The 26,157-nt window shown below is 64.0% G+C and carries 18 protein-coding genes; 14 read left to right on the top strand and 4 right to left on the bottom strand.

Translation table 11 applies throughout. The features are described 5' to 3' along the window. The first annotated feature begins 58 nt into the window (after positions 1 to 58). From K1X71_01610 to K1X71_01590, 5 genes are all read left to right on the top strand, one after another. On the top strand, positions 59 to 961 hold the full coding sequence (locus K1X71_01610; GenBank protein ID MBX7071818.1) for a sugar phosphate isomerase/epimerase: 903 nt from the start codon (positions 59 to 61) through the stop codon (positions 959 to 961). 149 nt (positions 962 to 1,110) lie between these two features. Continuing rightward, positions 1,111 to 1,749: a TetR/AcrR family transcriptional regulator gene (locus K1X71_01605; protein ID MBX7071817.1), complete on the top strand. Its 639-nt coding sequence runs from the start codon at positions 1,111 to 1,113 to the stop codon at positions 1,747 to 1,749. Next, positions 1,746 to 2,714: an HlyD family efflux transporter periplasmic adaptor subunit gene (locus K1X71_01600; protein MBX7071816.1), complete on the top strand. Its 969-nt coding sequence runs from the start codon at positions 1,746 to 1,748 to the stop codon at positions 2,712 to 2,714. The genes K1X71_01605 and K1X71_01600 overlap by 4 nt, the downstream gene beginning before the upstream one ends. Positions 2,715 to 2,718: 4 nt before the next feature. Continuing rightward, positions 2,719 to 3,645, top strand: a complete 927-nt coding sequence (locus K1X71_01595; protein ID MBX7071815.1) for an ABC transporter ATP-binding protein — start codon at positions 2,719 to 2,721, stop codon at positions 3,643 to 3,645. Then, positions 3,642 to 4,784: an ABC transporter permease gene (locus K1X71_01590; protein MBX7071814.1), complete on the top strand. Its 1,143-nt coding sequence runs from the start codon at positions 3,642 to 3,644 to the stop codon at positions 4,782 to 4,784. Before K1X71_01595 ends, K1X71_01590 begins: the two co-directional genes overlap by 4 nt. Here the strand turns inward: K1X71_01590 and K1X71_01585 are convergent. Beyond that, complete coding sequence (locus K1X71_01585) at positions 4,781 to 6,178, bottom strand: sigma-54 dependent transcriptional regulator (GenBank protein MBX7071813.1); 1,398 nt, start codon at positions 6,176 to 6,178, stop codon at positions 4,781 to 4,783. The genes K1X71_01590 and K1X71_01585 overlap by 4 nt on opposite strands. A gap of 665 nt (positions 6,179 to 6,843) precedes the next feature. Between K1X71_01585 and K1X71_01580 the strand changes: the two genes are divergently transcribed. From K1X71_01580 to treZ, 3 genes are all read left to right on the top strand, one after another. Beyond that, on the top strand, positions 6,844 to 7,476 hold the full coding sequence (locus tag K1X71_01580) for a response regulator transcription factor (GenBank protein MBX7071812.1): 633 nt from the start codon (positions 6,844 to 6,846) through the stop codon (positions 7,474 to 7,476). A gap of 149 nt (positions 7,477 to 7,625) precedes the next feature. After that, complete coding sequence (gene tkt, locus K1X71_01575) at positions 7,626 to 9,677, top strand: transketolase (GenBank protein MBX7071811.1); 2,052 nt, start codon at positions 7,626 to 7,628, stop codon at positions 9,675 to 9,677. Between the two features lie 120 nt (positions 9,678 to 9,797). Continuing rightward, positions 9,798 to 11,531, top strand: coding sequence for a malto-oligosyltrehalose trehalohydrolase (treZ, locus tag K1X71_01570; protein ID MBX7071810.1), 1,734 nt, complete (start codon positions 9,798 to 9,800; stop codon positions 11,529 to 11,531). A gap of 15 nt (positions 11,532 to 11,546) precedes the next feature. Here treZ and K1X71_01565 read toward each other — a convergent pair whose 3' ends face one another. Then, the gene (locus K1X71_01565) at positions 11,547 to 13,061 is read right to left on the bottom strand and encodes a DUF1501 domain-containing protein (GenBank protein ID MBX7071809.1); all 1,515 of its coding nucleotides are present in this window, start codon (positions 13,059 to 13,061) and stop codon (positions 11,547 to 11,549) included. Positions 13,062 to 13,264: 203 nt separating this feature from the next. On the opposite strand from K1X71_01565, the gene K1X71_01560 reads away from it, so the two are divergent. Next, positions 13,265 to 13,735, top strand: a complete 471-nt coding sequence (locus tag K1X71_01560) for a DinB family protein (protein ID MBX7071808.1) — start codon at positions 13,265 to 13,267, stop codon at positions 13,733 to 13,735. A gap of 3 nt (positions 13,736 to 13,738) precedes the next feature. Here the strand turns inward: K1X71_01560 and xylA are convergent, their stop codons facing one another. Beyond that, positions 13,739 to 15,052 carry a xylose isomerase gene (gene xylA, locus K1X71_01555; protein ID MBX7071807.1) on the bottom strand — a complete coding sequence of 438 codons (1,314 nt, stop codon included), beginning with the start codon at positions 15,050 to 15,052 and terminating at the stop codon, positions 13,739 to 13,741. A gap of 102 nt (positions 15,053 to 15,154) precedes the next feature. Then, positions 15,155 to 17,386: an MMPL family transporter gene (locus K1X71_01550; GenBank protein ID MBX7071806.1), complete on the bottom strand. Its 2,232-nt coding sequence runs from the start codon at positions 17,384 to 17,386 to the stop codon at positions 15,155 to 15,157. Positions 17,387 to 17,578: 192 nt separating this feature from the next. On the opposite strand from K1X71_01550, the gene K1X71_01545 reads away from it, so the two are divergent. From K1X71_01545 to K1X71_01525, 5 genes are all read left to right on the top strand, one after another. Next, positions 17,579 to 18,778 carry a glycosyltransferase family 39 protein gene (locus tag K1X71_01545; protein MBX7071805.1) on the top strand — a complete coding sequence of 400 codons (1,200 nt, stop codon included), beginning with the start codon at positions 17,579 to 17,581 and terminating at the stop codon, positions 18,776 to 18,778. 40 nt (positions 18,779 to 18,818) lie between these two features. After that, on the top strand, positions 18,819 to 22,097 hold the full coding sequence (locus tag K1X71_01540) for an organic solvent tolerance protein OstA (GenBank protein MBX7071804.1): 3,279 nt from the start codon (positions 18,819 to 18,821) through the stop codon (positions 22,095 to 22,097). Further along, positions 22,094 to 22,570 (top strand): diacylglycerol kinase family protein, encoded by a 477-nt coding sequence (locus tag K1X71_01535; protein ID MBX7071803.1) that lies wholly within the window; start codon positions 22,094 to 22,096, stop codon positions 22,568 to 22,570. Before K1X71_01540 ends, K1X71_01535 begins: the two co-directional genes overlap by 4 nt. Before the next feature lie 457 nt (positions 22,571 to 23,027). Then, complete coding sequence (locus K1X71_01530; GenBank protein ID MBX7071802.1) at positions 23,028 to 24,722, top strand: DUF1549 and DUF1553 domain-containing protein; 1,695 nt, start codon at positions 23,028 to 23,030, stop codon at positions 24,720 to 24,722. 156 nt (positions 24,723 to 24,878) lie between these two features. Next, positions 24,879 to 26,123 carry a DUF1501 domain-containing protein gene (locus tag K1X71_01525; GenBank protein MBX7071801.1) on the top strand — a complete coding sequence of 415 codons (1,245 nt, stop codon included), beginning with the start codon at positions 24,879 to 24,881 and terminating at the stop codon, positions 26,121 to 26,123. The last annotated feature ends 34 nt before the right edge of the window (positions 26,124 to 26,157 follow it).

Raw genomic sequence — 26,157 nt, 5'->3', positions numbered from 1 at the left:
GCGCCGCGCCGCGATCGTTGCTACAATGGCGCCTCTTGGTCTCCCTGAGGACACGCCCATGCCGCGCTTCGATCGCCGAAAATTCCTTGCCGCCGCCGCGTCCGGTTCGCTCGCGCTGGCCCATCCGTTCGCCACGGCCTCCGCGATCGAACCCATTCGCCGCCAGGACGGCCCCAAGTTCAAACTCAGTCTGGCCGCCTACAGCTATCGCGATCTGCTGGAAAAGCCCGCCGCCAACTACTCGCTACAAGACTTCGTCCGCACCTGCGCCGACTTGCAACTCGACGCCACCGAACTCACCAGCTACTACTTTCCCAAACAAATCACGCCCGAGTATTTGCGCCAGCTCAAACAACTTGCGTTCCTGCTCGGGCTCGACATCTCGGGCACGGCGGTCGCCAACGATTTCGCCCAGCCTGCCGGCGACAAGCGCGAGGCCGATCTGGCGCATGTGCGCCAGTGGGTCGACTATGCCGAGATACTCGGCGCGCCGGTGATCCGCATCTTCTCTGGCGGTCGCAAGTTTCTGCAAGACGCCGCCCTAGCGCATCGCCTGGCCGTCGAAGGAATCGAGGCCAGTTGCGACTATGCCGGCCAGCACGGCGTCATGCTCGCGCTCGAAAACCACGGCGGGCTCACCGAGCATGTCGACGACATGCTGGCCATCGTCCGCGACGTCAAAAGCCCTTGGTTCGGCGTGAATCTCGACACGGGCAACTTCAACAGCGCCGATCCTTACGCCGATCTTGCGAAGATCGCCCCCTACGCCGTAAACGTGCAGGTGAAGGTCTCTGTCCACCCCGCCGGCGCCGATCGCCGACCCGCAGACTTCAAGCGACTGGCGGCCATCCTCCGCGACAGCGGCTATCGCGGCTATGTGGTGCTCGAATACGAAGAGCCCCAAGACCCGCGCCAAGGCGTCCCCAAGTCGCTGGAAGAGCTCCGCGCCGCCCTGGCGTAACGCCTCTGGTACGCGCCTGCGCATAAGCGGTCGCCCGCTCCAATCCCCTTTTCAATCCATGCGCGTCTGGCTAAGCGGCGCCCATCTTGACGCGCCGCAGGAAACTGTAAATACTAATACAGTTTCCATAGTATCACCCGCGCCAAACCATGCCACGCAAACCAAGCCCATCCGCCCCAGTGTCCGCTCCCCCGCCCGACCCCGCGCTCGTCGCCCGGATCGTCGCCGCCGCCCGCAAGCACTTCTTTGCCCACGGCGTGCGCGGCGTCACCATGGATCAACTGGCTCGCGACCTCGGCATGAGCAAGAAAACGCTCTATGCCTGTTTTCCCAGCAAGCCGCAATTGCTCGACGCCGTTCTGCTCGACAAGTTTCAAGGCATGCGCGCCGAGTTGGACCAGATCACCTCTCGGCCCGGCGGCAAATTCCAGGACGAACTGCGTCAACTGCTGGCCTGCCTGCAGCGCCAGACCGCGGAGATTCAGCCCCCCTTGGTTCGCGATCTCCGTTTGCTGTCGCCCGATGTCTTCGCCCGCATCGAAACCCATCGCCGCGCCATGATTCAAACCTACTTTGGCCAACTCTTCGCGCGGGGCCAGCGCGCGGGGGCGATCCGTAGCGACATCTCCACGCAATGGATGATCGACATCCTGCTGGCCGCCGTCCAGGTCATTGCCAACCCCGCCACCATCACGGCGCTCGACGTGTCGCCGCAAACCGCCATGAACACGATCATCTCGGTCGTGCTCGAAGGGGTCATGACGCGCAAACCCAGAGCAAAAAAATGAATCCGCCGCGCGCAGCACGCTGGTTGACCTCCCTGGCCGCCGTTGGCCTATCGATCGCCGGCTGCGACCGCGCCGATCCGAACCGCGTGCAAGGCTACGTCGAGGGGGAGTTTGTCTATGTCGCGTCTCCCCAGCCCGGCTTGCTGCAAACGCTGCATGTCGATCGCGGCGCAAAAGTCGCGGTAGGCGATCCGCTGTTTGCGCTCGACAGCACTCCCGCCCAAACCGCGCGCGACGAGGCCACTCGCAAACTGGCGCAAGCCAGCGCCACCTGGGAAGACCTGACCAAAGGCAAGCGCCCCAGCGAGATCGACGCCTTGAACGCGCAGCTCGAGCAGGCTCGCGCCGCCGTTGAGTTCTCCCAAAACGAACTCGCCCGGCAGGAGCAGCTTTATCGCACCAAGGCCACCTCGGCCGAGCAACTCGATCGGACGCGCACGCTGGCCAAGCAAGATCGGCAGCGCGTGGCGCAGCTAGAGGCCGATCTCGCCACGGCGCGGCTCGGCGCCCGCGCCGATCAGATCGCCGCGGCCGAGGCCCATGTCCGCGCGCAACAGGCCGCGCTCGAACGCGCCCAGTGGGATCTCGACCAGACGAGCCGCGCCGCCCCCCAAGCGGGACTCGTGTTCGACGTCTTCTTCCGCCCCGGCGAGTGGGTGGCCGCCGGCCGACCTGTCGTCGCGCTGTTGCCGCCGCAAAACATCAAAGTGCGGGCGTTCGTCCCCCAGCCGCGCATCGGCTCCTTGCGCGCCGGCGATGCCGTTCGCGTGATCGTCGATGGCGTGGGCCAGCCCTTCGCCGGCAAGCTCAGTTTCATCGCGCCCGGCGCCGAATACACACCGCCGGTGATCTACAGCCAGGAGAATCGCAGCAAGCTGGTGTTCATGATCGAAGTCACGTTCACTCCGGACGTGGCCGCCCGGCTCCACCCCGGTCAACCGGTCGACGTGCTGCTGCCCAAGTGATTGCATGCCTCACGATCTCGCCATCGACGTCCATGGAATGACCAAGCGGTTTGGCGACCGAGTGGCGGTCGATCACATCGATTTGCAGGTGCGCACGGGCGAGATTTGTGGATTTCTCGGCCCCAATGGCAGCGGCAAAACCACCTTCCTCCGCATGCTCTGCGGCCTGCTGCGCGCCGACGCCGGTAGCGGCGTCTGCCTAGGGCACGACGTCATCCGCGAAAGCGCCGCGATCAAACGCGACGTCGGCTATATGACGCAACGTTTCACCTTTTGGGAAGACCTCAGCATCGCCGAAAACCTCAGCTTCACCGCCCGCATGTACGGCGTGCCGCGCCCGCGCGACGCGGTGCGCGATAGTCTGGCCCGGCTCGGCCTTACGGCGCGCGGCGGCCAACTGGCTGGCCAATTGTCTGGCGGTTGGAAGCAGCGTCTCGCCCTGGCTGCCTGCCTGATCCACGAGCCTCGGCTCTTGCTGCTCGACGAGCCAACCGCCGGCGTCGATCCCAAAGCGCGGCGCGAGTTTTGGACCGAGATTCATCAACTCGCCGCGCAAGGCTTGACCGTCCTGGTCACCACGCACTACATGGACGAAGCCGAGCGCTGCCATCGGCTCGCCTACATCCTCGATGGTCACCTGCTCACGCATGGCACGGTGGAAGAGGTGATCGCCCAGGCCGGCCTCACCACCTGGGAGGTGCGCGGCCCCGGACTGAACGCGCTGGCCGAAACGCTTCGCCAGCAAGACGGCGTCAATCAGGTGGCCGCCTTTGGCGCCGCGCTGCATGTCAGCGGCGACGACGCGGCGCGGCTGGCCCACGCCATCGAACCATTCCGCGCGGCCAGCGGCCAGTGGCGCCAGGTCGCGCCCGGCTTGGAAGACGTGTTCATCCACCTCACCGAGCAGGCCCGCCAAGGGGCGCCGCCATGAGTCGTCGCGTGCGGTTCTCGCCAGCGCGCTTATGGGCGGTGGTCTGGAAAGAATTCATCCAGATGCGGCGCGATCGGCTGACTTTCGGCATGATGATCGGCATCCCGATGATTCAGCTCGTGCTGTTCGGCTTCGCCATCAACTCCGACCCCAAGCACCTGCCCACCGCGGTGCTGCTGGCCGACCACGGACCGCAGGCCCGCACCTTGCTGCGCGCCATTCAAAACAGCGGCTACTTCGATGTGGCCCTCGTCGTGCAAACCGAGCAAGCGGCGCGCGACGCGCTGGCCCACGGCCAAGCGCTGTTTGTCGTCAACATTCCGGAGCAGTTCAGTCGAGATCTGGTGCGCGGCGATCGCCCGGTGGTGCTGGTCGAGGCCGACGCCACCGACCCCGCCGCCACCAGCAACGCCATTGGCGCCTTGCGAACTTTGCTCGACACAGCCTTGGCCAACGACTTCCAGGGGTCGCTCGACTACCTGGCCACCCCTCCGCGGCCGATCGAACTGCGCGTCCATGCGCATTACAACCCCGACGCCAACACGCAATACAACATCGTGCCCGGACTGATGGGCGTGATCCTGACGATGACCATGGTCATCGTCACCGGGCTGGCCATCACGCGCGAGCGGGAACGCGGCACCATGGAAAACCTGTTGGCGATGCCCACTCGCCCCGCCGAGGTGCTGATCGGCAAGATTGTGCCTTACATTCTCGTCGGCTATGTGCAGGTGGGGCTGATCCTGTTGGCCTCGCGTTTTCTCTTCGACGTGCCCATCTACGGCAACCTGCTGTTGCTGCTGGCGGCCACGTTGCTGTTCATTCTCGCCAATCTGGCGGTCGGCATCACCTTCTCCACCCTGGTCAAGAACCAACTGCAAGCCATGCAGATGTCGTTCTTCTTCTTTCTGCCGTCGCTGCTCTTGTCGGGCTTCATGTTCCCGTTTCGCGGCATGCCGCGCTGGGCGCAGATGGTCGGCGAGGCGTTGCCGCTCACTCACTTCTTGCGCGTGGTGCGCGGCATTCTGCTCAAGGGCAACGGCATCGCCGAGATCGTGCCCGACCTCTGGCCCATCGCGCTCTTCACCACGGTCGTGCTGACGATCAGCGTCAAGCGCTATCGGCAGACGTTGGACTAGCCGACCTGGGCGGTCTCGCGCGCCTTAGGGTGATCTTCCAACCCCAGCCGCTTCATCTTTTTGTAGAGCGTGGTGCGGTTGATGCCAAGCTGCTCCGCCGTGAGCTGCCGGTTCCAATGGTGGCTCTCCAACACCTCCAAAATAATCTGTCGCTCTGGCGCCTCCAGCGCCTGCTTCAGCGTGCGCGCGCCCAAGGGCGCGACCACGGTCGCCGGCGCCGTCATCGCCAAGGCCGGCGGCAGATCGTCGATCCGAATCGTGTCTGACTTCGACAGCAGCACGGCCCGCTCGACCACGTTTTGTAACTCGCGCACGTTGCCGGGCCAGCGATAGCCTTGCATCACGGCCAACGCCTCGGGCGCGAAGCCGCGCGCCTGCCGCCCCGACTCCTGGCACACCTCTTCCAGGAAATGTTTGGCCAACAGCGGAATATCGGCGATTCGCTCCCGCAGCGGCGGCAATTCGATGTTGATGACGTTGATGCGATAGTACAGGTCCTGCCGAAAGCGTCCCTGACCCACCAGTTCCGACAGATTCTCGTTGGTGGCCAGGATCACGCGCGAGTCGACCTTGAAGGTCTTCGAGCCGCCAACCTGCTCGAACTCAAACTCTTGCAGCACGCGCAGCAACTTCACCTGCATACTGGCCGTGGCCGTGCCGATCTCGTCTAAAAAGATGGTGCCCCCGTCCGCCAGCGCGAACTTGCCCAACCGGTCGCCGGTGGCCCCGGTGAACGCCCCCGCCGCGTGGCCAAACAACTCGCTTTCCAAGAGCGTCTCGGGCAGCGCGCCGCAAGCGACTTCGACAAACGGCTTGTCGCGCCGCGCGCTGCGCCGATGAATGGCCCGCGCGATCAGCGATTTGCCCGTGCCGCTCTCGCCGGTGATCAGCATCGTCACCTTGGTGTCGGCGACGCTTTCGATCAGGTCAAAGACCTTGAGCATGCGGTGGTCGTGGCCAATCACATTCTCCAGGCCAAACCGCAAATCGAGCTGCGCCTTGAGATTTTGGTTTTCCGCGATCACGCGCCGCTGCGTCAGCGCGCGTTGGATCGACATCTCCAGCTCATCGTCGATGAGCGGTTTGGTCAAAAAATCGAACGCGCCAAGCTGGATCGCCTCGACCGCCATGTCGGCGTGGCCGTAACCGGTCAAGAGGATCACCGCCATGTCGGGATGCGTTTGGCGGCACTGCGTCAACAGCTCAAAGCCGTCGCCGTCTCCCAATCGCACGTCGGCCAGCAACAGGTCGTAGCCGCGGCGCGCCAGCGACTTCATCGCGTCGGCATGGCCGCTTGCCGTGTCGACCTGATACCCCTGCTCGCGCAGCCACTCCGACATCGAGTTGAGAATGTGGCGGTCGTCGTCGACAAGTAACAGCGTGGCTTTGCTCATTGGTCGGTGGCTTTTGCTAAGGCAAGCGCGCGCACGCGCGGAAACCGAGGCAATCGGCGGGAAGGTCGATACGCCATCCGTGCGGCAAACGCCACGAGCGGGCCACTGGGCCCGCCGGAGTCGACAAGCGCGCCAAGCGCCGCGGAGCCCGCGGGCCGGCACGTGGGAGGAAAACACGCCTGTCGCCAAATATCTACGTCGCTCGCTGCCACCGGTCAACGCGGGCGTCGTCCCGACGCCCCAGATCGCTCTTGGCCCGCGAGACGCCTAGCGATTGTGCCGATTTTCGCGGCATTTTTGTCCTTTGGCGCCGTGCCGCCGCCAGGTCGCTTTGAGCCGCCGCAATTCTCCGCCAACTGGCGGTTTGTCCCCCTAGCCGCCGGGGGGGGCGGCGCGTATCGTAAAACTTGTGATTGCAGTCCGACGCCTCAGATTCAACACCTTGGGACTCCGGGCGACATGCTCGGCTGATTGCGATCTTTCTTTCGCGTTTACGAAGAACGCGTGCCCCGGGCCATCGTGTGGGGGAACACCGAACGGGCCCAAAACCCTGACAGGCTGCCAGACAGAACCAAAGTCCAAAACGTCAACGAGGTGGCGATTCGTCAGGTTTTGTCCCCCAGACCTTAGCAGGACCTAATGCGGTCCATGGAGAGCACGTCGTAATGAGTATTCGCTTGTTGATTGCCGACGATCACGAGGTCGTCCGGTCCGGCCTGGCCAGCATCCTGGCCGACGCCGAAATTGAAATCGTCGGTCAGGCCGCCAACGGCGCCGAAGCGCTCCAACTGGCCAAAGAAACCAAGCCCGACATCATCTTGCTCGACATCCGCATGCCCGAGGTCGACGGCCTCGACGCGCTCGAAAAGATTCGCGATGAACTCCCCGAGACTCGCGTCATCATCCTGTCGACCTACGACAATCCCACCTACATCGCCCGCGCGGTGACGCAAGGCGCCAGCGACTACTTGCTCAAAGGCTCCTCGCGCGACGAGTTGGTGGCCGCCATCCGCGCCACCGCCGCCGGCGACACCTCGCGCCGCTCCGCCGTCCTGCGCCGCGTGGCCAGCGTGCTGCGCACCACTGGCTTGCCGGTCGATGAGGAAGTCACCCTCACCATGCGCGAGAACCAGGTGCTGCGCCACGTGGCGCTGGGGCTCAGCAACAAGGAAATCGGCAAGTCGCTCTCCATCAGCATCGAGACAGTCAAGGAACACGTGCAGAATATTCTGCGCAAGATCAACGTCGTCGATCGCACACAAGCCGCCGTGTGGGCGGTGCGCAAGGGGTTGGTGTAACTCCGCTTCGCTAGCGAGGTTGGCGGCGCTTGCGCCGCGCGCCTTTCGTTGACGATCTTCCAGGGCGCCCCTAAACTCAACTTGCGCCGGCGCTAACAGTTCCGTCGCCGGTCCCACCTTGCGCCTTTGCTTTTCGAGGCCCACCGCTGATGAATCCACAGACCGCAGTCATCGAAGATCTCGCCATCAACACCATCCGCACCCTGTCGATGGACGCGGTGCAAAAAGCCAATAGCGGGCATCCCGGCACGCCAATGGCCCTGGCGCCAGTCGTCTACGAGCTGTGGACCCGGTTTCTGCGCTACGATCCCCAGAACCCGCTTTGGCACGCGCGAGACCGCTTTGTCCTCTCCTGCGGCCATGCCTCGATGCTGCTCTATTCCACGTTGCATCTGGCCGGCGTGCGGCAACTCGACGCCGCGGGGCGACCCACCGGCGAGCTCGCCGTGCCGCTCGAACACATCGAAAAATTCCGCCAGTGGGAAAGCCGCTGTCCTGGACATCCCGAGCACGGTTGGACCAGCGGGGTCGAAACCACCACTGGCCCGCTGGGCCAAGGAATCGGCAACAGCGTCGGCATGGCCATCGCCCAGCGCTGGCTGGCGGCGCAGTTCAACCGGCCCGGCTACGACTTGTGGGACTACAACATCTACGCCGTGTGCAGCGACGGCGACCTGATGGAGGGAATCAGCCACGAGGCCGCCTCGTTGGCCGGTCACCTCCGCCTGTCGAACCTCTGCTGGATCTACGACCACAACGGCATCACCATCGAAGGTAAAACGCAACTGGCGTACAGCGACAACGTGGGCCAGCGCTTCGAGGCGTATGGTTGGAACGTCGTGCATGTCGACGACGCCAACGACCTCGAATCGCTCGGCCGCGCCTACGAAAATTTTTTGGCGGTCAATGATCGGCCGACGATGATCATTGTCCGCAGCCAGATCGCCTACGGCGCGCCCAACCTGCAAGGCACGTCCAAAGCGCATGGCGAACCCCTCGGCGCCGATGAGATCCGCCTGACCAAAGAGCATTACGGTTGGCCGGCCGACCAAAGTTTTCTAGTTCCCCCCGAGGTGCGCGATCACTACGCCGCGACGGTCGGCCGGCGCGGTCGCGAACTGAGCGAGGAGTGGGAGACCAACTTCCAGGCGTATGCCAAGGCGCATCCCGAGTTGGCCGCCCGCTGGAAACTGATCGCCGAGCGCCGCCTGCCACAGGGGTGGGACAGCGAACTGCCGGTGTTCCCCGCCGACGCCAAGGGCATGGCCAGCCGCGTCTCCAGCGGCAAGGCGCTCAATGCGGTCGCGGCCAAAGTGCCGTGGCTCCTGGGTGGCTCGGCCGACCTGGCTCCGTCAACCAAAACGCTGATCGCCGGCGATGGCAGCTTCGAGGCCGCCGACCACGGCGCTCGCAACCTGCACTTTGGCATTCGCGAGCACGCCATGGCGGCGGCGCTCAACGGCATGGCGCTCTCCAGCGTCCGCCCCTATGGCGCCACCTTCCTGGTGTTCAGCGATTATTGTCGCCCCTCGAAGCGGCTCAGCGCCCTCATGGAACTGCCGGTCATCTACATCTACACGCACGACAGCATTGGCGTGGGCGAGGATGGCCCCACGCACCAGCCCATCGAGCATCTGTCGTCGCTCCGAGCCATGCCGCAGATGCTCGTCGTCCGGCCGGCCGACGCCAACGAAGTGAGCGAGGCCTGGCGTGCGATCATGCCGCTGCGCGATCGCCCAGTCTCGCTTGTCCTCACGCGGCAAGACCTGCCCACTCTCGATCGCGCCAAGTACGCCGCGGCCTCTGGGCTGGCCCGCGGCGCCTACATCCTGGCCGACGCGCCCGGCGGCAAGCCGCAGGTCATTCTCATGGCCACCGGCAGCGAGGTGTCGCTGTGCGTCGCCGCCTATGAGCTTCTGACGGCCGCTGGCGTTCGCGCGCGCGTCGTCAGCATGCCATGTTTCGAGTGGTTTGCCCAACAGCCGCAAGCGTATCGCGACGAAGTGCTCCCCCCCGCCGTCACGGCCCGCGTCGGCGTCGAACTTGGCGTCCGCCAAGGTTGGGAGCAGTGGCTGGGACCACAAGGCGCTTTCATTGGCATGGACCGCTTTGGCGCCAGCGCGCCGCTCAAGGTGCTGCTCGACAAGTTCGGCTTCACCGCCGAGCACGTCGTCAGCACGGCACAATCCTTGCTGCGTTAACTTGCGCGAGCGCGGTCGTGCCTCGTTGCGCGCTCGTTAATCGGTTTAAGCACCGGGCGCGCGACCACCCAAGTCACAGCCAATCACCGGGCCATTCTGAAACCGCCAGGGGGACGATTAATGTATCGAGTGTGGGCGCCAGCCGCACGACAATTGCACATCGACACGGGCGGCGTGCAGACGCCGCTCGCCCCGTGCGAACATGGCTGGTGGCGCCTCGACCGCGAACTGCCACCCGGCGCCGACTACGCGCTGCGGATCGATGGCGGCCAGCCGCTCCCCGATCCCGCCTCGCGCTGGCAACCGGCCGGCGTCAATGGCCCTTCGCGCTGGATCGATCCCCAGCACTTCGTTTGGCGTCATGCCGACTTCACTCCCCCCGACTGGCGCGACGCGATCGTCTACGAACTGCACATCGGCACGTTCACGCCGCAAGGCACGTTCGACTCGGCGATCGAGCGGCTCGATCATCTAACCGCGCTCGGCGTCACGCATGTCGAGTTGATGCCGGTGGCCGAGTGGGACGGCCCGCGCGGCTGGGGCTACGACGGCGTCGATTGGTACGCGCCGCATCACGCCTATGGGGGCCCCGAGGCGTTGGCCCGTCTGGTCGACGCCTGTCACGGCTGCGGCCTGGCCGTGCTGCTCGACGTAGTCTACAACCACCTCGGCCCCAGCGGCGCCTACCTGCCGCGCTTCGGTCCCTACTTCAGCGATCGCCACCATACCGCCTGGGGCGCCGCCGCCAACTACGATGGGCCCGGCAGCGACGAGGTGCGCGAGTTCGTCATTCAAAACGCGCTCCTGTGGTTGCGCGACTATCGCTTCGATGGTCTCCGCCTCGACGCCGTGCACGCCATCGTCGACACCTCCGCCCGCCACATTCTGGAAGAGTTGCGCGACCGCGTGGACGAACTGGAACAACAAACGGGCCGCCGCTTCGTCCTTGTCGCTGAAAGCGACCTCAACGACCCCCGCATTATTCAAACGCGCGAGCATGGCGGCTACGCGCTAGACGCCCACTGGGCTGACGACGTGCATCACGCGCTGCACGCCGTGCTCACTGGCGAACACGCCGGCTACTACGGCGACTTTGGCTCCTTCGCCCAATTGGCCGACGCCATGCGCTCTCCTTATACCTACGCCGGCGGCTATTCTCCCTTTCGAGATCGACGCCACGGCCGCGCCCCCGACGGGCTCGCGGGCGAAAAATTCGTCGTCGCCCTGCAGAATCACGATCAAATCGGCAATCGCGCCCAAGGCGACCGCATCACAAGCCTGGTATCCACCGACCGCGCCCGCGTCGGCGCAGCGCTCATCCTGCTGTCTCCCTACATCCCGCTTTTGTTTCAGGGCGAAGAGTGGGGCGCCTCCACGCCATTTGAGTACTTCACCAGCTTCCCCGATCGCAATCTCGGCGAGGCGGTCAGCCGCGGCAGGCGCAACGAGTTCAAAGAGTTTGGCTGGACGTTCGACCAGGTTCCCGACCCGCAAGACCCCGCCACCTTCGAGCGCTCCAAACTTCGCTGGGAAGAACTGGATCAACCGGCGCATCGCGACATGCTCGATTGGTACCAGCAGTTGATTCGGCTGCGCCGCGCGCACCCCGTGCTGCGCGATGGAGAACGCGACGCAGTCCAGGTCGCCTACGACGAGGCCGCCTGCTGGCTGCGCGTCGAACGCGGGCCGGTCACCATCGCCTGCAACCTGGGCAAGGCAACCGCCGACGTGCCAACCAGCGCCGGCCAGTCAACCAACGTCCTGGCGGCCAGTGGACATTGCCAGATCACTGCCGACGCCGTTCACTTGGCGCCCGACAGCGTGATCATCCTTGGGCCGGCGCTGGATCATTGAGCGCTATGCCAATCGCTACGCCAGCGCCTCGTGCACCACTTCGCCATCGACCAGCGGCAGCGGCCGCCCCAGCGCATCGTGAATCCAGGTGCGATGATCGATGCCCAACAGGTGGTACATCGTCGCCAACAAATCTTTGGGGCTCACCGGCCGATCGGTGACGTCGCTGCCAATTTTGTCGGTGGCGCCGACAATCCGTCCCCGCGCCGTGCCGCCGCCGGCGACCAGGGTGGTGTACGCGCGCGACCAGTGATCGCGCCCTGTGCCGGTGAACCGCGGCGTGCGACCATGCTCGCTAGTGCATACCACCAGCGTGTCGTCCAAGAGCCCCCGTTGATCGAGATCGGTGATCAGCCCGTACCACGCTTCATCCAGGCCAGGGCACAGCGCCGTGCGCATCCGCTCAAAATGGTTGTAGTGCGTGTCCCAGGCGTCTCCCGCCAAACCAAACTCATCCCAAAAAACCGTCACCACGCGGCTCCCCGCCTCCACCAACCGCCGCGCGGCCAGACAGGCTTGGCCAAACAACCGGTCGCCATACAGCGCGCGCGACTTGGTGTCTTCGCGCCTCAGGTCGAGCGCCTCGCGCAGGCCGGCCGAATGCAATAGCGAGAACGCCGTTTCTTGATGTCGATCCAGCTCCAAGCCCGCGCTGGTCGCATCGAGCGTTCGTCGCTCTTGCTCCAACTGCGCGAGCAGCCCGCGCCGACTATCAAGCCGATTAAGCGTCACTCCCGGCTGCGGATCGGTCGCCGAGGGAATCATGAAATAACTGTCGGGCGCCACCCCCAGATACGGATCGTTGTCGGCAAACACCTTGCCCGCCAGTTCCTTGCGGATGCCGCGCGTCGCCGTGCCGACAAACTCGGTCCACACCGGGTTGTACTGCGCGCCCAGGAACGCGGCATACGGCCCCGCGCGCGGCACCTCACCCACGCGCCGCGTGCTCATCGGAAACGGCAGCGCCAGATTCGGCGGAATGCCGGGCGTGGCCGCCGGCGCGCCGCCCGCGCCCGCGTCGCGCTTCAATCGATCGACATACTCCACCACCGAGCCGAAAAAGGGCCAATGCCGGGGATCGTGCGGCGCCAGCTCCATCGCCACGTCGATGGTCGGCGTCCCCGTCAGCGCGTAGGCCACGCCATGAATCGGATACGGGTGGGTCATCGACCGAATGACCGTGGTCCGATCCATCACCTTGGCCATGTTCGGCAGCAACTCGCACACGCCACAGCCCGTCAGCGACGACGAGATCGTCCCCAGCTCGCCCCGAATCTCCACCGGCGCCAGCGGCTTGGGATCGGCCCACTCCAACTGGCTGGGCGAGCCATACAGATGCAGCAGAATGATCGACTTGGCCTTGCCGAACGTGCCGCCGCTTTCGCCAGCGGCGGCTTGCAGCCGCAACAGATCGGCCAGACCCATATGGCCTAGCCCGAGTCCCGAGAGCGCCAGCGCGCCGGCATGCAAAAAATCGCGGCGACTGACGCCACTGCAAAGCCGGCGATGCGAACCCAATACACGCAACATGCCAAGCGGCTCTCACCTGCAACCAGAGGGGGGCGATGCTCCCAGGCCCCGCCATCGTAACACATCCCAAAGGTCGAGTCTCGCCGCGAACCTGCGCCCAGCTCGCGCTGTCCGCTCACCGCCAGCCGACGGCGCTGCAAAAGACTCACATTTTGCTAAGCTCTGGCGATTCCAACTGTTTTAGCGTTGAGGGAGCGTCTCGCATGTCGAAATTCCAACAACTGGTCGCCGACTACAAAGCCGGCGCCGATCAACTAGCGCCCGCCATTGAAGGCCTGTCGTACAAGGAACTGAACGCCCATCCCGTCCCTGGCACGTGGAGCATTCAACAAATCGTGATCCACATGATGGATAGCGACCTCATCGCCTCCGACCGCATGAAGCGCGTCATCGCCGAGGATCAACCAGCGCTCATCGGCTACAACGAGACTCTCTTCGCCGAGAACCTGCCGCAGGATCAACTCGACGCTGCCATGGCCTGCGAGATCTTTCGCCTCAATCGGCTGCTGACGGCCGCGCTGCTCGAGCATGTCCCCGACAAAGCCTTTGCCCGCACCGGCATCCACAACGAGGTGGGGCCGGTCACGCTCGAAAAGCTGCTCACTACCTACACCAATCACCTCGCGCACCACATGAAGTTCGCGCGCGAGAAGCGCAAGCTCCTCGGCAAGTGATCGTTATAGGTAGTCGTTCACCACATTCTCGAACAGTTCTTGCCGGCCGCTGCGATTGGGAGTGATCTCCCCCTGGGCCAGCATGTGCTTTTCGAGCGAGGCCAGCGTGGCTCGGCCACTTTCGATCTCCTGGCCGATGCCGCTGTCCCAAGAGCTATAGCGCTCGCGCACCATCCGCTCTAGCGCGCCGTCGGCCCGCATCGCCGCCGCGATTTTCAAGCCCCGCGCAAAGGCGTCCATGCCGCCGATGTGCGCGTAGAACAGGTCCACTGGCTCAAAGCTCTCGCGCCGCACCTTGGCGTCGAAATTCACGCCCCCCGTTTTCAATCCTCCGTATTTCAAAATCGCCAGCATGCACTGCGTGGTCAGGTAGATGTCGGTCGGAAACTGGTCGGTGTCCCAACCCAACAGCAGATCGCCAGTGTTGGCGTCGATCGATCCCAAAAATCCCTGGCTGCCGGCGTACTCCAACTCGTGCTGCATCGTGTGCCCGGCCAGCGTGGCGTGATTGGTCTCGATGTTTAGCTTGAACGAATCGGTCAGGTCGTACGCCCGCAAAAAGTTGATGCACGCCGCCGCGTCGAAGTCGTACTGGTGCTTGGTCGGCTCCTTCGGCTTGGGCTCAATCAAAAACTGCCCCTTGAAGCCGATGTGCCTGGCATGATCGACCGCCAGATGAAAGAAGCGCGCCAGGTGATCCAACTCGCGCTTCATGTCGGTGTTCCACAGGCTTTGGTATCCCTCGCGCCCGCCCCAAAACACGTAGTTCTCGCCGCCCAGCGCGTGCGTCGCTTCAATCGCCTTCTTCACCTGCGCGGCGGCGTAGGCAAAGGCGTCGGCGTTGGGACTGGTCGCCGCCCCATGTACATAACGCGGATTGCTGAACAAGTTCGCCGTGCCCCACAGCAAGCGAATGCCGGTCCGCTGTTGTTCCTCCGCCAGCGCCTTCACCACCGCGTCCAGGTTCTGGTTGCTCTCGGCCAGCGACTTCCCCTCGGGCGCCACGTCGCGATCGTGAAAGCAATAAAAGTCCACTCCTAGCTTCTGCATGAACTCGAACGCCACCCGCACGCGGCCAATCGCGTTCTCCACGTTGTCGACCGGTCCCTCCCACGGACGCTGCATCGTGCCCACGCCAAACGGATCGGCGCCTTGCCCGCGGAAGGTGTGCCAATAGGCCACGCTGAACCGCAAATGATCGCGCATTGACCGGCCTTCGATCAACTCGTCGGCGTTGTAATGCTTGAACGACAGCGGGTTCTTCGAACGCGGGCCCTCGTACGCGATCTTGGCAATTTCCGGAAATGCGGCGGCCATGGCGAAGTCCTTCAATCGACTGGTGGCGGTATCACATGCTGCGGCGAATCGTGCGGTTATCGTCGCAAAACGTCCCTGTCTGGGCAACCGGCGCCGGCGGCTTTACAGTCGTTCGCCCGACCACATCCGCAACAGCAGCGGCAGCAAGATCAAATTGCCGAGCATCCCGCCGAACATCGTCAGCCCCATCAACACGCCAAAATACACCAGCGGAATGAACTGGCTGAAGCACAGCGCGCTAAAGCCGACGATCAAGGCCAACGTCGAGAAGACCATCGCTCGCCCCGCCGACTGATGCACAATGTCGATCGCCCGATACACGTCGTGCCCCGCCTGGCGCACCTCCAAGAACTCGGCGATGTAGTGGATCGAAGCGTCCACCGCCAGGCCAATCGACACCGCCGCGATCATCGCGGCCCCCATGTTGATCTTCAGCCCAAACCAGCCCATCAGCCCCGACACCACCATGATCGGCAGCGCGTTGGGAATCATCGCGATGATCGCCAACGGCACGCTGCGAAACGCCACCACCATCATCACCAAGATGCTTGCCGTGGCGATCAAGAACGAGATCCATTGGTCGCGCAACATGCTGTCGATCAGATTGGTCAACAGCACAAAAAAGCCGGTGACGCTGGCCCCCTGGGGAAATACATCGTGCGTGATCGTGAGCACCTGTTGGATCAAGCGGTTCTTCTGGGCCGAGGGTTGTCGCTCCCGTGCGCGCAGCATGATGCGGTAGTAAGACTGATTGCCGTGCGCCTGGTCCGTGCCCAACAGCGCCTGCATGGCCACCGGCATCTGACTTTTGAAGTTGCTGATCAACAAGTCCAGCGGCATGCTGTCGCGCAGTTCCTCCCCCAGCGCCCCGGCGAACATGTCGATCCCGTCGACCAGGCTCAGCACCTTGGTCAATCCCGGCACGGTCTCGCCCTGCGCGTTCTCCACCCGCACTTCGTCGCGCAGCCGCGCTTCGAGCGCGCGCACCCGCGACAAGAACGATTCGTCCAGTTTTTCGGGCGCCGCGATGAAAATATCCATCACCCCCGCGCCCCCCAGGTGCGACTCCACAAACTGATAACTCTTCACCACCGGGCTGGAGGCGCGAAAGTTGCGCGTGAAATCGGTCTCCACGTCCAGCCAGCGGTAGCCAATTAACGACATGCCAATAAACAATAGCGACGACACAAAGATCAGCTTCGGTCGTTGCTCCAGGTAATACACCAGCGTGTGCAACCCCCGATCCAGGTTCCGCTCTCCCCAGGCGCGCTGCGGATCGGCGTCGATCGAGCCAATCAAAGACAGCCCCGGCAGCACCATCGCGATGCTCGCCAGCACCAGCAGCGACCCCATGGCCATCATCGCGCCAAAGTCGTGTACCGGCCCCACCTTGGCGGCCAGTAGCGAGGCAAAACCGGCCGTGTCGGTCAGGCACACCCACACGATCGGCACAGCCAGGCCGGCGCCGGCGGCCAAGAGCGCCTTCTCCGGCGTCTTGCCTTGCGCTCGCTCATCCCGAAATCGCACGATAATGTGCATCACGTGCGCAATGCCAATCACCGTGACGATCGACCACAGCATCGAGCTCACCATGCTCAGGCGGAAGTTGCCCACCACCAGCACCGCCTTGGTCCACCACAAGGCCGCCGTCACCACCGCCAACGGCGCAATCACCCACCGCACGCTGCGAAAGCACAGCACGATGGTCGCCATCAATAGCACCGTCGAGATCGTGCCCAACAGCGTGCCGTCGTGTTCGAGATAGCGAAACCCCTCGCTCACCATCACCGGCTCGCCGGTCAGTACCCCAGTTGGGTCGTGCCGGCTGATGATCGCGCGCAGCGCGTTCACCGTGTGCGTTCGCTTGGTCGAATCGCCCTCCGGCGCCAGCGTGCAGACCACCGCGGCGGTGCGCCGATCGGCGCTCACCAGATACCCCTCGAACAACTTCAAAAACGGTTCCAAGAGCGGATCTTGCACCAGGTCCACTCCCATTGGCGTCGTGGTCAGGCTCATCACCCCCGCCACCCCGGGCACGGCCTCCATCTTTTGGCTCACATCCGCGAGCCGCGCCATGCCGTCGCTGGTGAGCAACTCCGGATCGATATATGCCGCCAGCGCCACCTCGTTGCCGCCAAAGATCTGCTTGAGCTGCCGGTACGGCACAAGCAGCGGATCGTCGGGCGCGAACATGTTCTCGATCGATCGATCGAATCCGAGGCGGCCAGCCGGTCGGATCGACAGGACAACGGCCACCGCCGCCAGCAACAACAGCGGCCACCGCCAGGCGATCAGGCGACCCGCGATTTTCTCACTCAACGGTGAATACGACATGCTGTTGGAAATGCGCTCGCGGTTGCACAAGATAGTCGTACCGCCACCGGCACAGGGGTCCGCGGCGGCTGTCTCGTTTGTGGGAGAACGCGAATTCTACCAATCCACCCGCACGGCGCGCAGCATGCCAATCCTTCGGCCGCCGAACCACCATTCCAGCGGCTCGACGGCCAATTCTGGCTCGTGCTCTGCGTGGCCGGTCTGATCCGCGCCGCCGCGCTCTGGCATGGCGCCGATTCGCTCGCCGCCGACCCCGACAGTTATCGCCAGTACGCCACCAGTCTCCTGGAGCACGGCAATTTCCTGCGCAACGGCGCCCCTTCCGCCTGGCGCCCCCCCCTCTATCCACTGCTCTTGGCCGCCGCGCAGCGCATCGATGCTCAATCCATCTGGTCCGTCGCGGCGCTGCATTGGCTGGCCGGCTTGGCAACGGTGGCGTTAACGCTCCTCACCGCGCGCGCGCTAGGGTTGCGACGCTGCGCGCTGCTGGCGGCGCTGGTGGTGACGTGCGACCCCATTCTGCTCGCTAGCTCGACGCAGGTGATGACCGAAACGCTCGCCACATTTCTTGCCAGTCTCGTGCTTTACTCTCTCTGCCGCGCCCAGACACGCGGCGGCGCCATCGCCGCGCTTGCCGTGGGAATTGCTGGTGGGCTAGCCATTCTCTGCCGTCCCACCTTCGCGCTGTGGATGATCGCCTGCCTGCCGCTGGTCGGCGCGGCGGCCGGCAAGCGCTATCAGCCGCGCTGGGCGGCCATGGCCCTGCTGGTAGCTATGGCCACGCTCGCCCCGTGGGCCATTCGCAACGCCCTGCAACTCGGGCAGCCACTGATTACCACCACGCATGGCGGCTATACGCTGCTCTTGGGCAACAACCCGCGGTTCTACGATTTCTTGCGCCAGCGGCGGCGCGGCGAAACCTGGGACTCTGCCGAATTTGTGCAAGCGTGGCAGCAGACGCTGGCTGAGGAAGAAGTCGCCAGCGAGATCGACGAGGACGCCTTGGCCTATCGACTCGCCCGGGCCCACATCGCCGCCGCCGGGCGCGATTTTCTGCGCGCCGCGATCTACCGCCAGCAAAGCTTTTGGCGTCTGGCGCCGCTGCGCGCCGGACCGACCGGTACGCGGTCCGCGCAGTTCGCGCGGCTTGCCATCGCCGGCTGGTACTTTGCGGTGTTTGCGCTGGCGCTGGTCGGCCTGTTGTGGATCGAACGCGTCGGCTGGCGGCTCTGGCTCCCCTCGCTGCTCTTGATTGCCACGCTTGCCGCGGCCCACCTCTTTTACTGGACCGACATGCGCATGCGCGCGCCAGCCATGCCCGCCTTCGCCCTCTTGGCGGCGGCTGGCGCGGCCTGGATCGACGGCCAACTCAGTGCGCGTAAAGACAAGTAAGCCAGTGACTTGAGGGTTGCGCGGCCGCGCTGAAGATGCCTTGCTCTGGCTGACCGCCATTCCTACAATCCCCGCCCGGCGCGGCGCCCCCGTTCTCTTCCTAACAGCCGCTTGGCGTACGTCTTGGGACGTCGCCGGCTCGTCTGCAACCAGGGCATCGCGCGGGCAAGGGATCGCAACACTGAACAAGCCTTCGGCGAGTCGAACGAGTCGCTCGTGCCAAGCGCTGCGCGAAGATCGCGCCGCGCTGTGGCGCTGCGCGCTGGCGCTGGCGCTGTGGCTCCTCGCGCCCTGGATCGCGCGCGCCAGTGTCGATCTGCCGATCCCCGATCCGCTCCTGCCGCTCACCATCTCCGCCGACCGCGCCAGCCATTGGCGCCTGGGCGAGTACGATGTCTACACGCTCGACGCCTGCCGCATCGAGCAGCACGATTCGTCGGCCCAGGCAGATCGCGCCGTCATCTGGGTGTTGCGCGAGCCCGACGGCGCCGCGGTGCATACCCGCGCCATCACCTATCTCGAAGGCGCGGTGCGCGGCACGTTTGTCGGCGAAGATGGTCGCCGCGCGACGATCGACGACGCCACCTGGCTCGGCGAGTTCGACACCGTCAGCGCCTTCCGCCTTAAGACGCCGCCACCGACCGAAGATCCCCTGCCGCGTCCCGAAGTCTTTCATCGCGCCAGCCGCGCTCGCGACCCCAAGCAGCGCGGCCTGCAAGAAACCCAACAAATCGCGCCCCCCGCGATTTCACCCCTCCCGGCGCCGCCGATGGTCGCGCCCGGCCCACGCGTCGAACAGCCCGACGCCGTCCTCAATAGTTTGCCCGCCGGCACGCGCCGCGTGCTCGTCTTGCCGCGCAGCAGCGTCGAACCGCAGATTCAATGGTTCCCTAGCGCCGATCAATCGGAGTGGGTGGCCACCATCGACTCGGGCATCAACATCATCGTGCAAGGGGTCGGCAGCCTCGGCGCGCTCGACATCGCCGCCGATCGCGCGGTGATCTGGATGCGCAACGAGCGACAGCCCAACAGCCAAACACCAGACATCCGCGCCGGCACGCTGCAACCGCTCGATCAACCGCTCGAGCTGTACCTGGAAGGCAACATCGTCTTCCGCGAGGGCGAGCGCACGATCCACGCCGATCGCATGTATTACAACGTGCGCAATGAGAACGGCATTGTGCTCAACAGCGAACTGCGCACCGAGGCGCCGCTGATCGGCCAACCCTTCCGCCTGCGATCACAGTTGGTGCAGATCACCGGTCGCGATCGGTTCCTTCTGCGCGACAGCTTCGCCACCTCCAGCCAACTGGGCGCCCCGCGCTACCGCATTCAGTCGGGCGAGATCGAGTTCACCGACAGTCAATTTCCGCTGATCGATCCCGCCACCGGTCTGCCCGCCGTCAACGCCGAGGGAGAGCCGCTGGTCGATCATCGGCAGAGCATCTCCAGCCGCAACAATTTGGTCTACATGGGGGCCGTGCCGGTCTTCTATTGGCCAGTGTTCGCCGCCGACCTGAGCGACCCCAGTTTCTTTTTGAAGCGCATTCAACTGCGCAACGACCGCATCTTCGGCACGCAGGTCCTCACCTCCTTTGGAGTGTGGGAACTGCTTGGCATTCGCAACAAGCCGCAGGGCACCGACTGGCGCGTGCATGCCGACTACCTCAGCGAGCGCGGACTCGGTCACGGCACCACCTTCACCTATACCCGGCCCAACTTCCTGGGTCTCGGCGGACCCACTTCCGGCCTGCTCGACGCTTGGGCCATCAACGACACCGGCGTTGGCGATACCCTCGGCAGCGACCGCAAAGACGTTCCCTTCCCCAAAAACTATCGCTGGCGCGTGCTGAATCGCCATCGCCAACTCTTGCCAAACAACTTCATCCTCTCGGGCGAGTTTGGCTGGATCAGCGACCGCAACTTTTTGGAGCAGTACTACGAGCGCGAGTGGGACGAATTCAAAGACGAGAGCACCACGCTCGAACTGCGCCGCCTGGTCAACAACCGCTCCTGGTCGCTGCGCACGCAGTCGCGCCTCAACAATTTCTTCAGCGAGACGCAGCAGGCCCGCTTCGACCACTTCTGGCTCGGCCAATCGTTCTTGAACGACAGCCTGACGTTCTACGAGCACACCGCGTTGGGCTATTCGCAGTTCCGCATGGCGGCCTTCCCCGACAATCCCATCGACGCCGCCAAGTTCGTCTGGTTTCCCTGGGAACAAAACCGCAGCGGAGAGCGCCTGGTCACCCGCAACGAAGTCGACCTGCCCTTCGATCTCGGGCCTGCCAAGGTGGTCCCCTACGCGCTGGGCGAACTTGCCCGCTGGGGCCAAGACCTGTCCGGCGATCCGCTCAACCGACTCTATGGCCAGGCCGGCGTGCGCACTTCCATCCCCTTCTGGGCCGCCAATCCGTCCGTCGAAAGCTCGCTGTTCAATGTGCATGGCCTGGCGCACAAGGTCACCCTCGAGGCCGACGCCGCCTTCTCCGGCGCCAATCAGTCGATGACCGATCTGCCGCTCTATGACCAGATCGACGACAACAACTTGGAGCAGTACCGCCGCCGCTTCACCTTCAACACCTTTGGCGGCCCGCTCCCCGATGGCAATGTGCCGACCCAATTCGATCCGCGCTTCTACGCCTTGCGCTATGGCATTCAAGACTCGGTCACCTCGCCGGTGGCCGAAATCGCCGAGGACTTCGCCACGCTCAAGCTCAATCTCTTCCAACGCCTGCAAACCAAACGTGGCCTGCCCGGCCAGCGGCGGATCATCGACTGGATGACCTTCAACACCGGCGTCACCTACTTCCCCGCCAAGAACCGCGACAACTTCGGCCAATCGTTCGGCCTATTGAACTACGATTACAACTGGTACATCGGTGACCGCACCACGATCGTCTCCGACGGCGTTTTTGATTTCTTCCACGACGGCCAAAAAATCTGGACCGTGGGCGGTTACTTGAATCGTCCGCCACGCGGCAGCTTGTTCGTCGGCTTCCGCTGGCTGGAAGGCCCCGATCTGGCCAATGTCGAAACCCCCTTCCGCAATCAGGTGCTGATCGCCAACTACACCTACCAACTCAGCCCCAAGTGGCTGTCGTCGTTCGGCACCTCGTTCGATATTGGCGGCAACGGCAACATCGGCCAGAATTTCACCATCGCTCGGCTGGGCGAATCGTTCATCGTCAGCGCCGGCTTCAATGTCGACGCCAGCAAGGGAAATGTCGGCGCGACCTTCATGGTCGAGCCGCGCTTCTTGCCCGGCGGCCGCCTGCGTGGCTATTCCAACCCGGCCGACACCGTGGGGCTACAATGACCGGCAGCGCCACCAACGTCGCGCGCGGCGCAGCGCCCACGTCACGAGCCACGCACGCCACCGCCATGCGAGAACCTGCCACCGACGACGCCCCTCGCCGGCCCCAATCGTGGCCGGAAAAATTCAATTGCGCGCTCCGCGGCCTGCGCCGCGGCGTCCGCAGCGAAGTCAACTTCTTTGTCCACTTCTTCGTGGCGGCAATCGTCATCGCCGCCGGCATGGTGCTCGAAGTCAGCCGCCTCGAATGGTGTCTGCTCACCCTCTGCATCGGCGCGGTGCTGGTCGCAGAACTCTTCAACACCGCGCTCGAAACCATCGCCCGCGTCGTCACCGATCGATACAACAGCCAAATGCGCGACGCCCTCGATATGGGCAGCGGCGCCGTCCTCTTGGCCTCGATCACCGCCGCCATTGTCGGCGCCGCCATCTTCATCCCCAGGCTCGCCAGCATGCTCGATTTGTGGCCAGAGTAATCCCCTTGGCACGCGGGTTGCTTTATCAGTCTGGCGGAACGAGAAGCAAGCGACTCGCACGCGGAACAGAGCAGAGGCTTTTCGGGGTCAGAACAGAGAAGACCGTTTACTCCTTAAATCTTTATCCCAACTGCCCTTCGGAACAGGGGCAGAAGGGGCGATTAGGGCCAGAAAACGGAACACGCGTGCGAGCCAACGCGGGGCCGGACAGAGATGAGGTACGCTGGTCCGGCCATCGACAGTACTGCAATGCTGTATCAAAATCGATCAGGTGTTGCAGAATTGAACACCAGAGAGCCTTGTCGCCGGAACCGACAAGGCTCTCTTTTTTTTCGCCCCTCCTGCCATCCAGCGATAAAATCGAACCATCGGGGCATTCCCTGCGCTATCTCTCTTAAACACGCCATTGCGGCTGAGGTTTCTTATGGCCGGCCGACTCGGTTGGCGACTGTGGTCGATGGTCGTTCTGGCGGCAGCCTTCTCAATTCTGGCGGCCTCCTGGTCCGCCGCGGCCGATAACACTAGCGCGCGTCAAAAGCGCCCGTCGGCGGTCCCTTCCAAACCGCAAGCGTCCGTCCCAGAACCGGGCGACGATCCAACCATCGACTTCATCAACCAGCAGCTTGCGCAAAGTTGGCGCGACGCCGAGCTGACCCCTTCGCCCCACGCCACCGATGGCGAATGGGCGCGGCGCGTCTTCCTCGACCTGATCGGACGTATCCCCAGCGTCGACGAGACCAACCAGTTTCTGAGCGACCGCTCCAAAGACAAACGCGCCAAGCTGGTCGCCCGACTGCTCGGCTCCGAGTACCGCGACGAGTACGCCCGCAACTGGGCCAGCATCTGGGCCAACTTGCTCATCGGGCGCCGTGTCGACGGCGATCGTCGCGGGCTGGTCAGCCGCGAAGGGCTAGAGACCTGGCTGCACGGCGCCTTCGTCGCCAACCTGCCCTACGATCAGTTCGTTCGCCAATTGGTGTCGGCCAACGGCGCCAATCAGCCCGACGAAGAAGGCTTCAACGGCGCGGTGAACTTCTTGCTCGACAACCTGCAAGAGAAGGCTACGCCCGCCACCACCAAGACCGCCAAGCTCTTTCTTGGCGTGCAGGTGCAATGCACCCAGTGCCACGACCACCCCTTCAACACCTGGAAGCAAGAGCAGTTTTGGGGCTTCAACGCCTTCTTCCGCCAGGCGCGCGGGCTGCGCACCTTCGATGGCACGCAAGTCGTCGGCGCGAGGCTGGAAGATGAAGACTTTGCCGGCGAGGGCAACGATCCCGAGTCGGGCGAGATCTACTTCGAGCGTCGCAACGGCACCCTCATCGGCGTGCTGGAGCCCACCTTCATCGATGGACAAAAGATCAAACCCAGCGGTTATGTCGAAGACGTGAACCGCCGCGATGAACTGGCCGAGCTGATTGCGAAGTCGCCCGAACTTCCGCTGGCGATCGTCAACCGCCTTTGGGCGCACTTCTTCGGATATGGTTTCACGCAACCGGTCGACGACATGGGGCCGCACAATCCCGTGTGGCGCCCCGATCTGCTGCAAGGCCTGGCCGATCGCCTGCGCGACACGCAGTTCGACCTGCAACAACTCATGCGCTGGTTGGTGCTCAGCGAGCCGTACGCGCTCTCCAGTCAGGCGGGGCGAAAGAACCAGGCCGACGATCCGGGCACCGGCAATAAGCCCGCCTTCAGCCGCTTCTACCTGCGGCAGATGCGTCCCGAGGAGCTTTACGAGTCGCTGGTGACTGCGACGCGCGCGGAGAAAAAGGGAGATGCCGACCACGACCGTCGCAAGCGCGAGTGGCTGAACCAGTTCACTATTTCGTACGGCACAGACGAAAACGACGAGGCCAGCACCTTCAATGGCACGATCACGCAGACCTTGATGCTCATGAATGGCGAACTGACGCGCAACGCCATCTCCACCAAGGAAGGAACCTTTCTGTACGACCTCGCCGCCGCCAGCGGCAAAGATCGCGACAAGATCAGTCAGCTCTATCTGGCCGCCTTCAGTCGTCCCCCCGGCAAGGAGGAGTTGTCCGCCGCGCAGCGCGTCTGGCTCAATCACCGCGGCGACACCAAGGCCGCCCTCGAAGATATTTGGTGGGCGCTGCTCAACAGCAACGAGTTCATCCTCAATCACTAGAATTCAACGGAAGACCATCGCCCCGATACGCAGCCGAGAGATCAAGCCGTGCCTCGACGTGTGGTGTAACCAGCCAAAGTCGTCACGCCAATTGTGACGTCCATTCATCGTGACCTAGCAACCCAGATGCAAACCTTCTCCACAACTCCACGCGGCATGACCCGTCGCCACTTCGCCGCGCATCTGGCGGCGGGGGGCGCCATGTTGGCCGCCGCCAACCACTTCACCACCGCGCTGGCCGCCGGCGCTCGCGACCCCAAACGCCAGCACAAGTCGGCCATTTTGCTGTGGATGGGGGGCGGACCCAGCACCATCGACCTGTGGGACCTCAAGAGCGGCGCCGACACCGGCGGCCCCTTCAAACCCATTGCCACCACTGGCGACGTGCAAATCTGCGAGCACCTACCCAAAGTCGCCCAGGTCATGCGGCATTTGTCCATCGTCCGCTCGATGAGCACGCGCGAGGCCGATCACAATCGCGGCCGCTACTATCTGCACACCGGATACATTCCCAACCCCGATGTCACGCATCCCAGTTATGGCGCTGTGGTCAGTCGCGAGCTGGAGCGCGAACTCAAGGATCTGCAAATCCCTCCCTTCGTCTCCATCGGTGGCCCCAGCGAGGGCCCCGGCTTTCTCGGCATGTCGCACGCCCCCTTCGTCGTCGGAACCGATGGCGATGTGCGCAACCTCAAAATGCCCGACGCTGAAAAACGGCTCGCCGATCGCATGCAAATGCTGCAAACCATCGAAGCCGGCTTCATTCGCCAGCGCCGCGGGCAGGCCGCCGCCGACCACGCCAAGATTCTCGACAAGACCGCCTCGGTGATGACCAGCCAGCAGATGCAGGCCTTTCGCGTCGATCAAGAGCCCGACGCGGTCCGCGAGCGTTACGGCAAGTCGTCGCTCGGCAATGGCTGCCTGATGGCGCGTCGACTGGTCGAAACCGGAGTGCCGTTCGTCGAGGTCGATTTTGGCGGCTGGGACAATCATCAAAACGTCTTCGACACCTTGAAAGACGACAAGTTGCCACAACTCGATCAGGCCATGAGCGCGCTGGTTGAAGACCTGGTTCAGCGCGGCCTGTTGGAGAGCACACTCATCCTTTGGATGGGCGAGTTCGGTCGCACGCCGCGCATCAACGCCAATGTCGGCCGCGATCACTACGCCCGCGCCTGGAGCGCGGTGATTGGTGGCTGCGGAGTTCAAGGGGGCATCGCCATTGGCGAAACCAGCGAAGACGGCGCCCAAGTGACCAGCGAAAGTCACTCCGCCGAAGATCTGATGGCCACCGCCTTGGCGGCGCTTGGCATACCGCTTAACCGCTCCTACACCAGCAATAACGGCCGTCCGATGAAGATCGCTGGCGGCGGAACTGTCATCCCCGGGCTGCTTGGCTAGCGCCCACGCGGTCGCCGGAGCAGCCGTTACAACT

It is taken from the genome of Pirellulales bacterium (genome assembly GCA_019694455.1).
In the GTDB taxonomy this organism is placed as follows: Bacteria; Planctomycetota; Planctomycetia; order Pirellulales; family JAEUIK01; genus JAIBBY01.
Note: the sequence above shows the minus strand (reverse complement) of the source record. Positions and strands in the feature narration are given on the sequence as shown.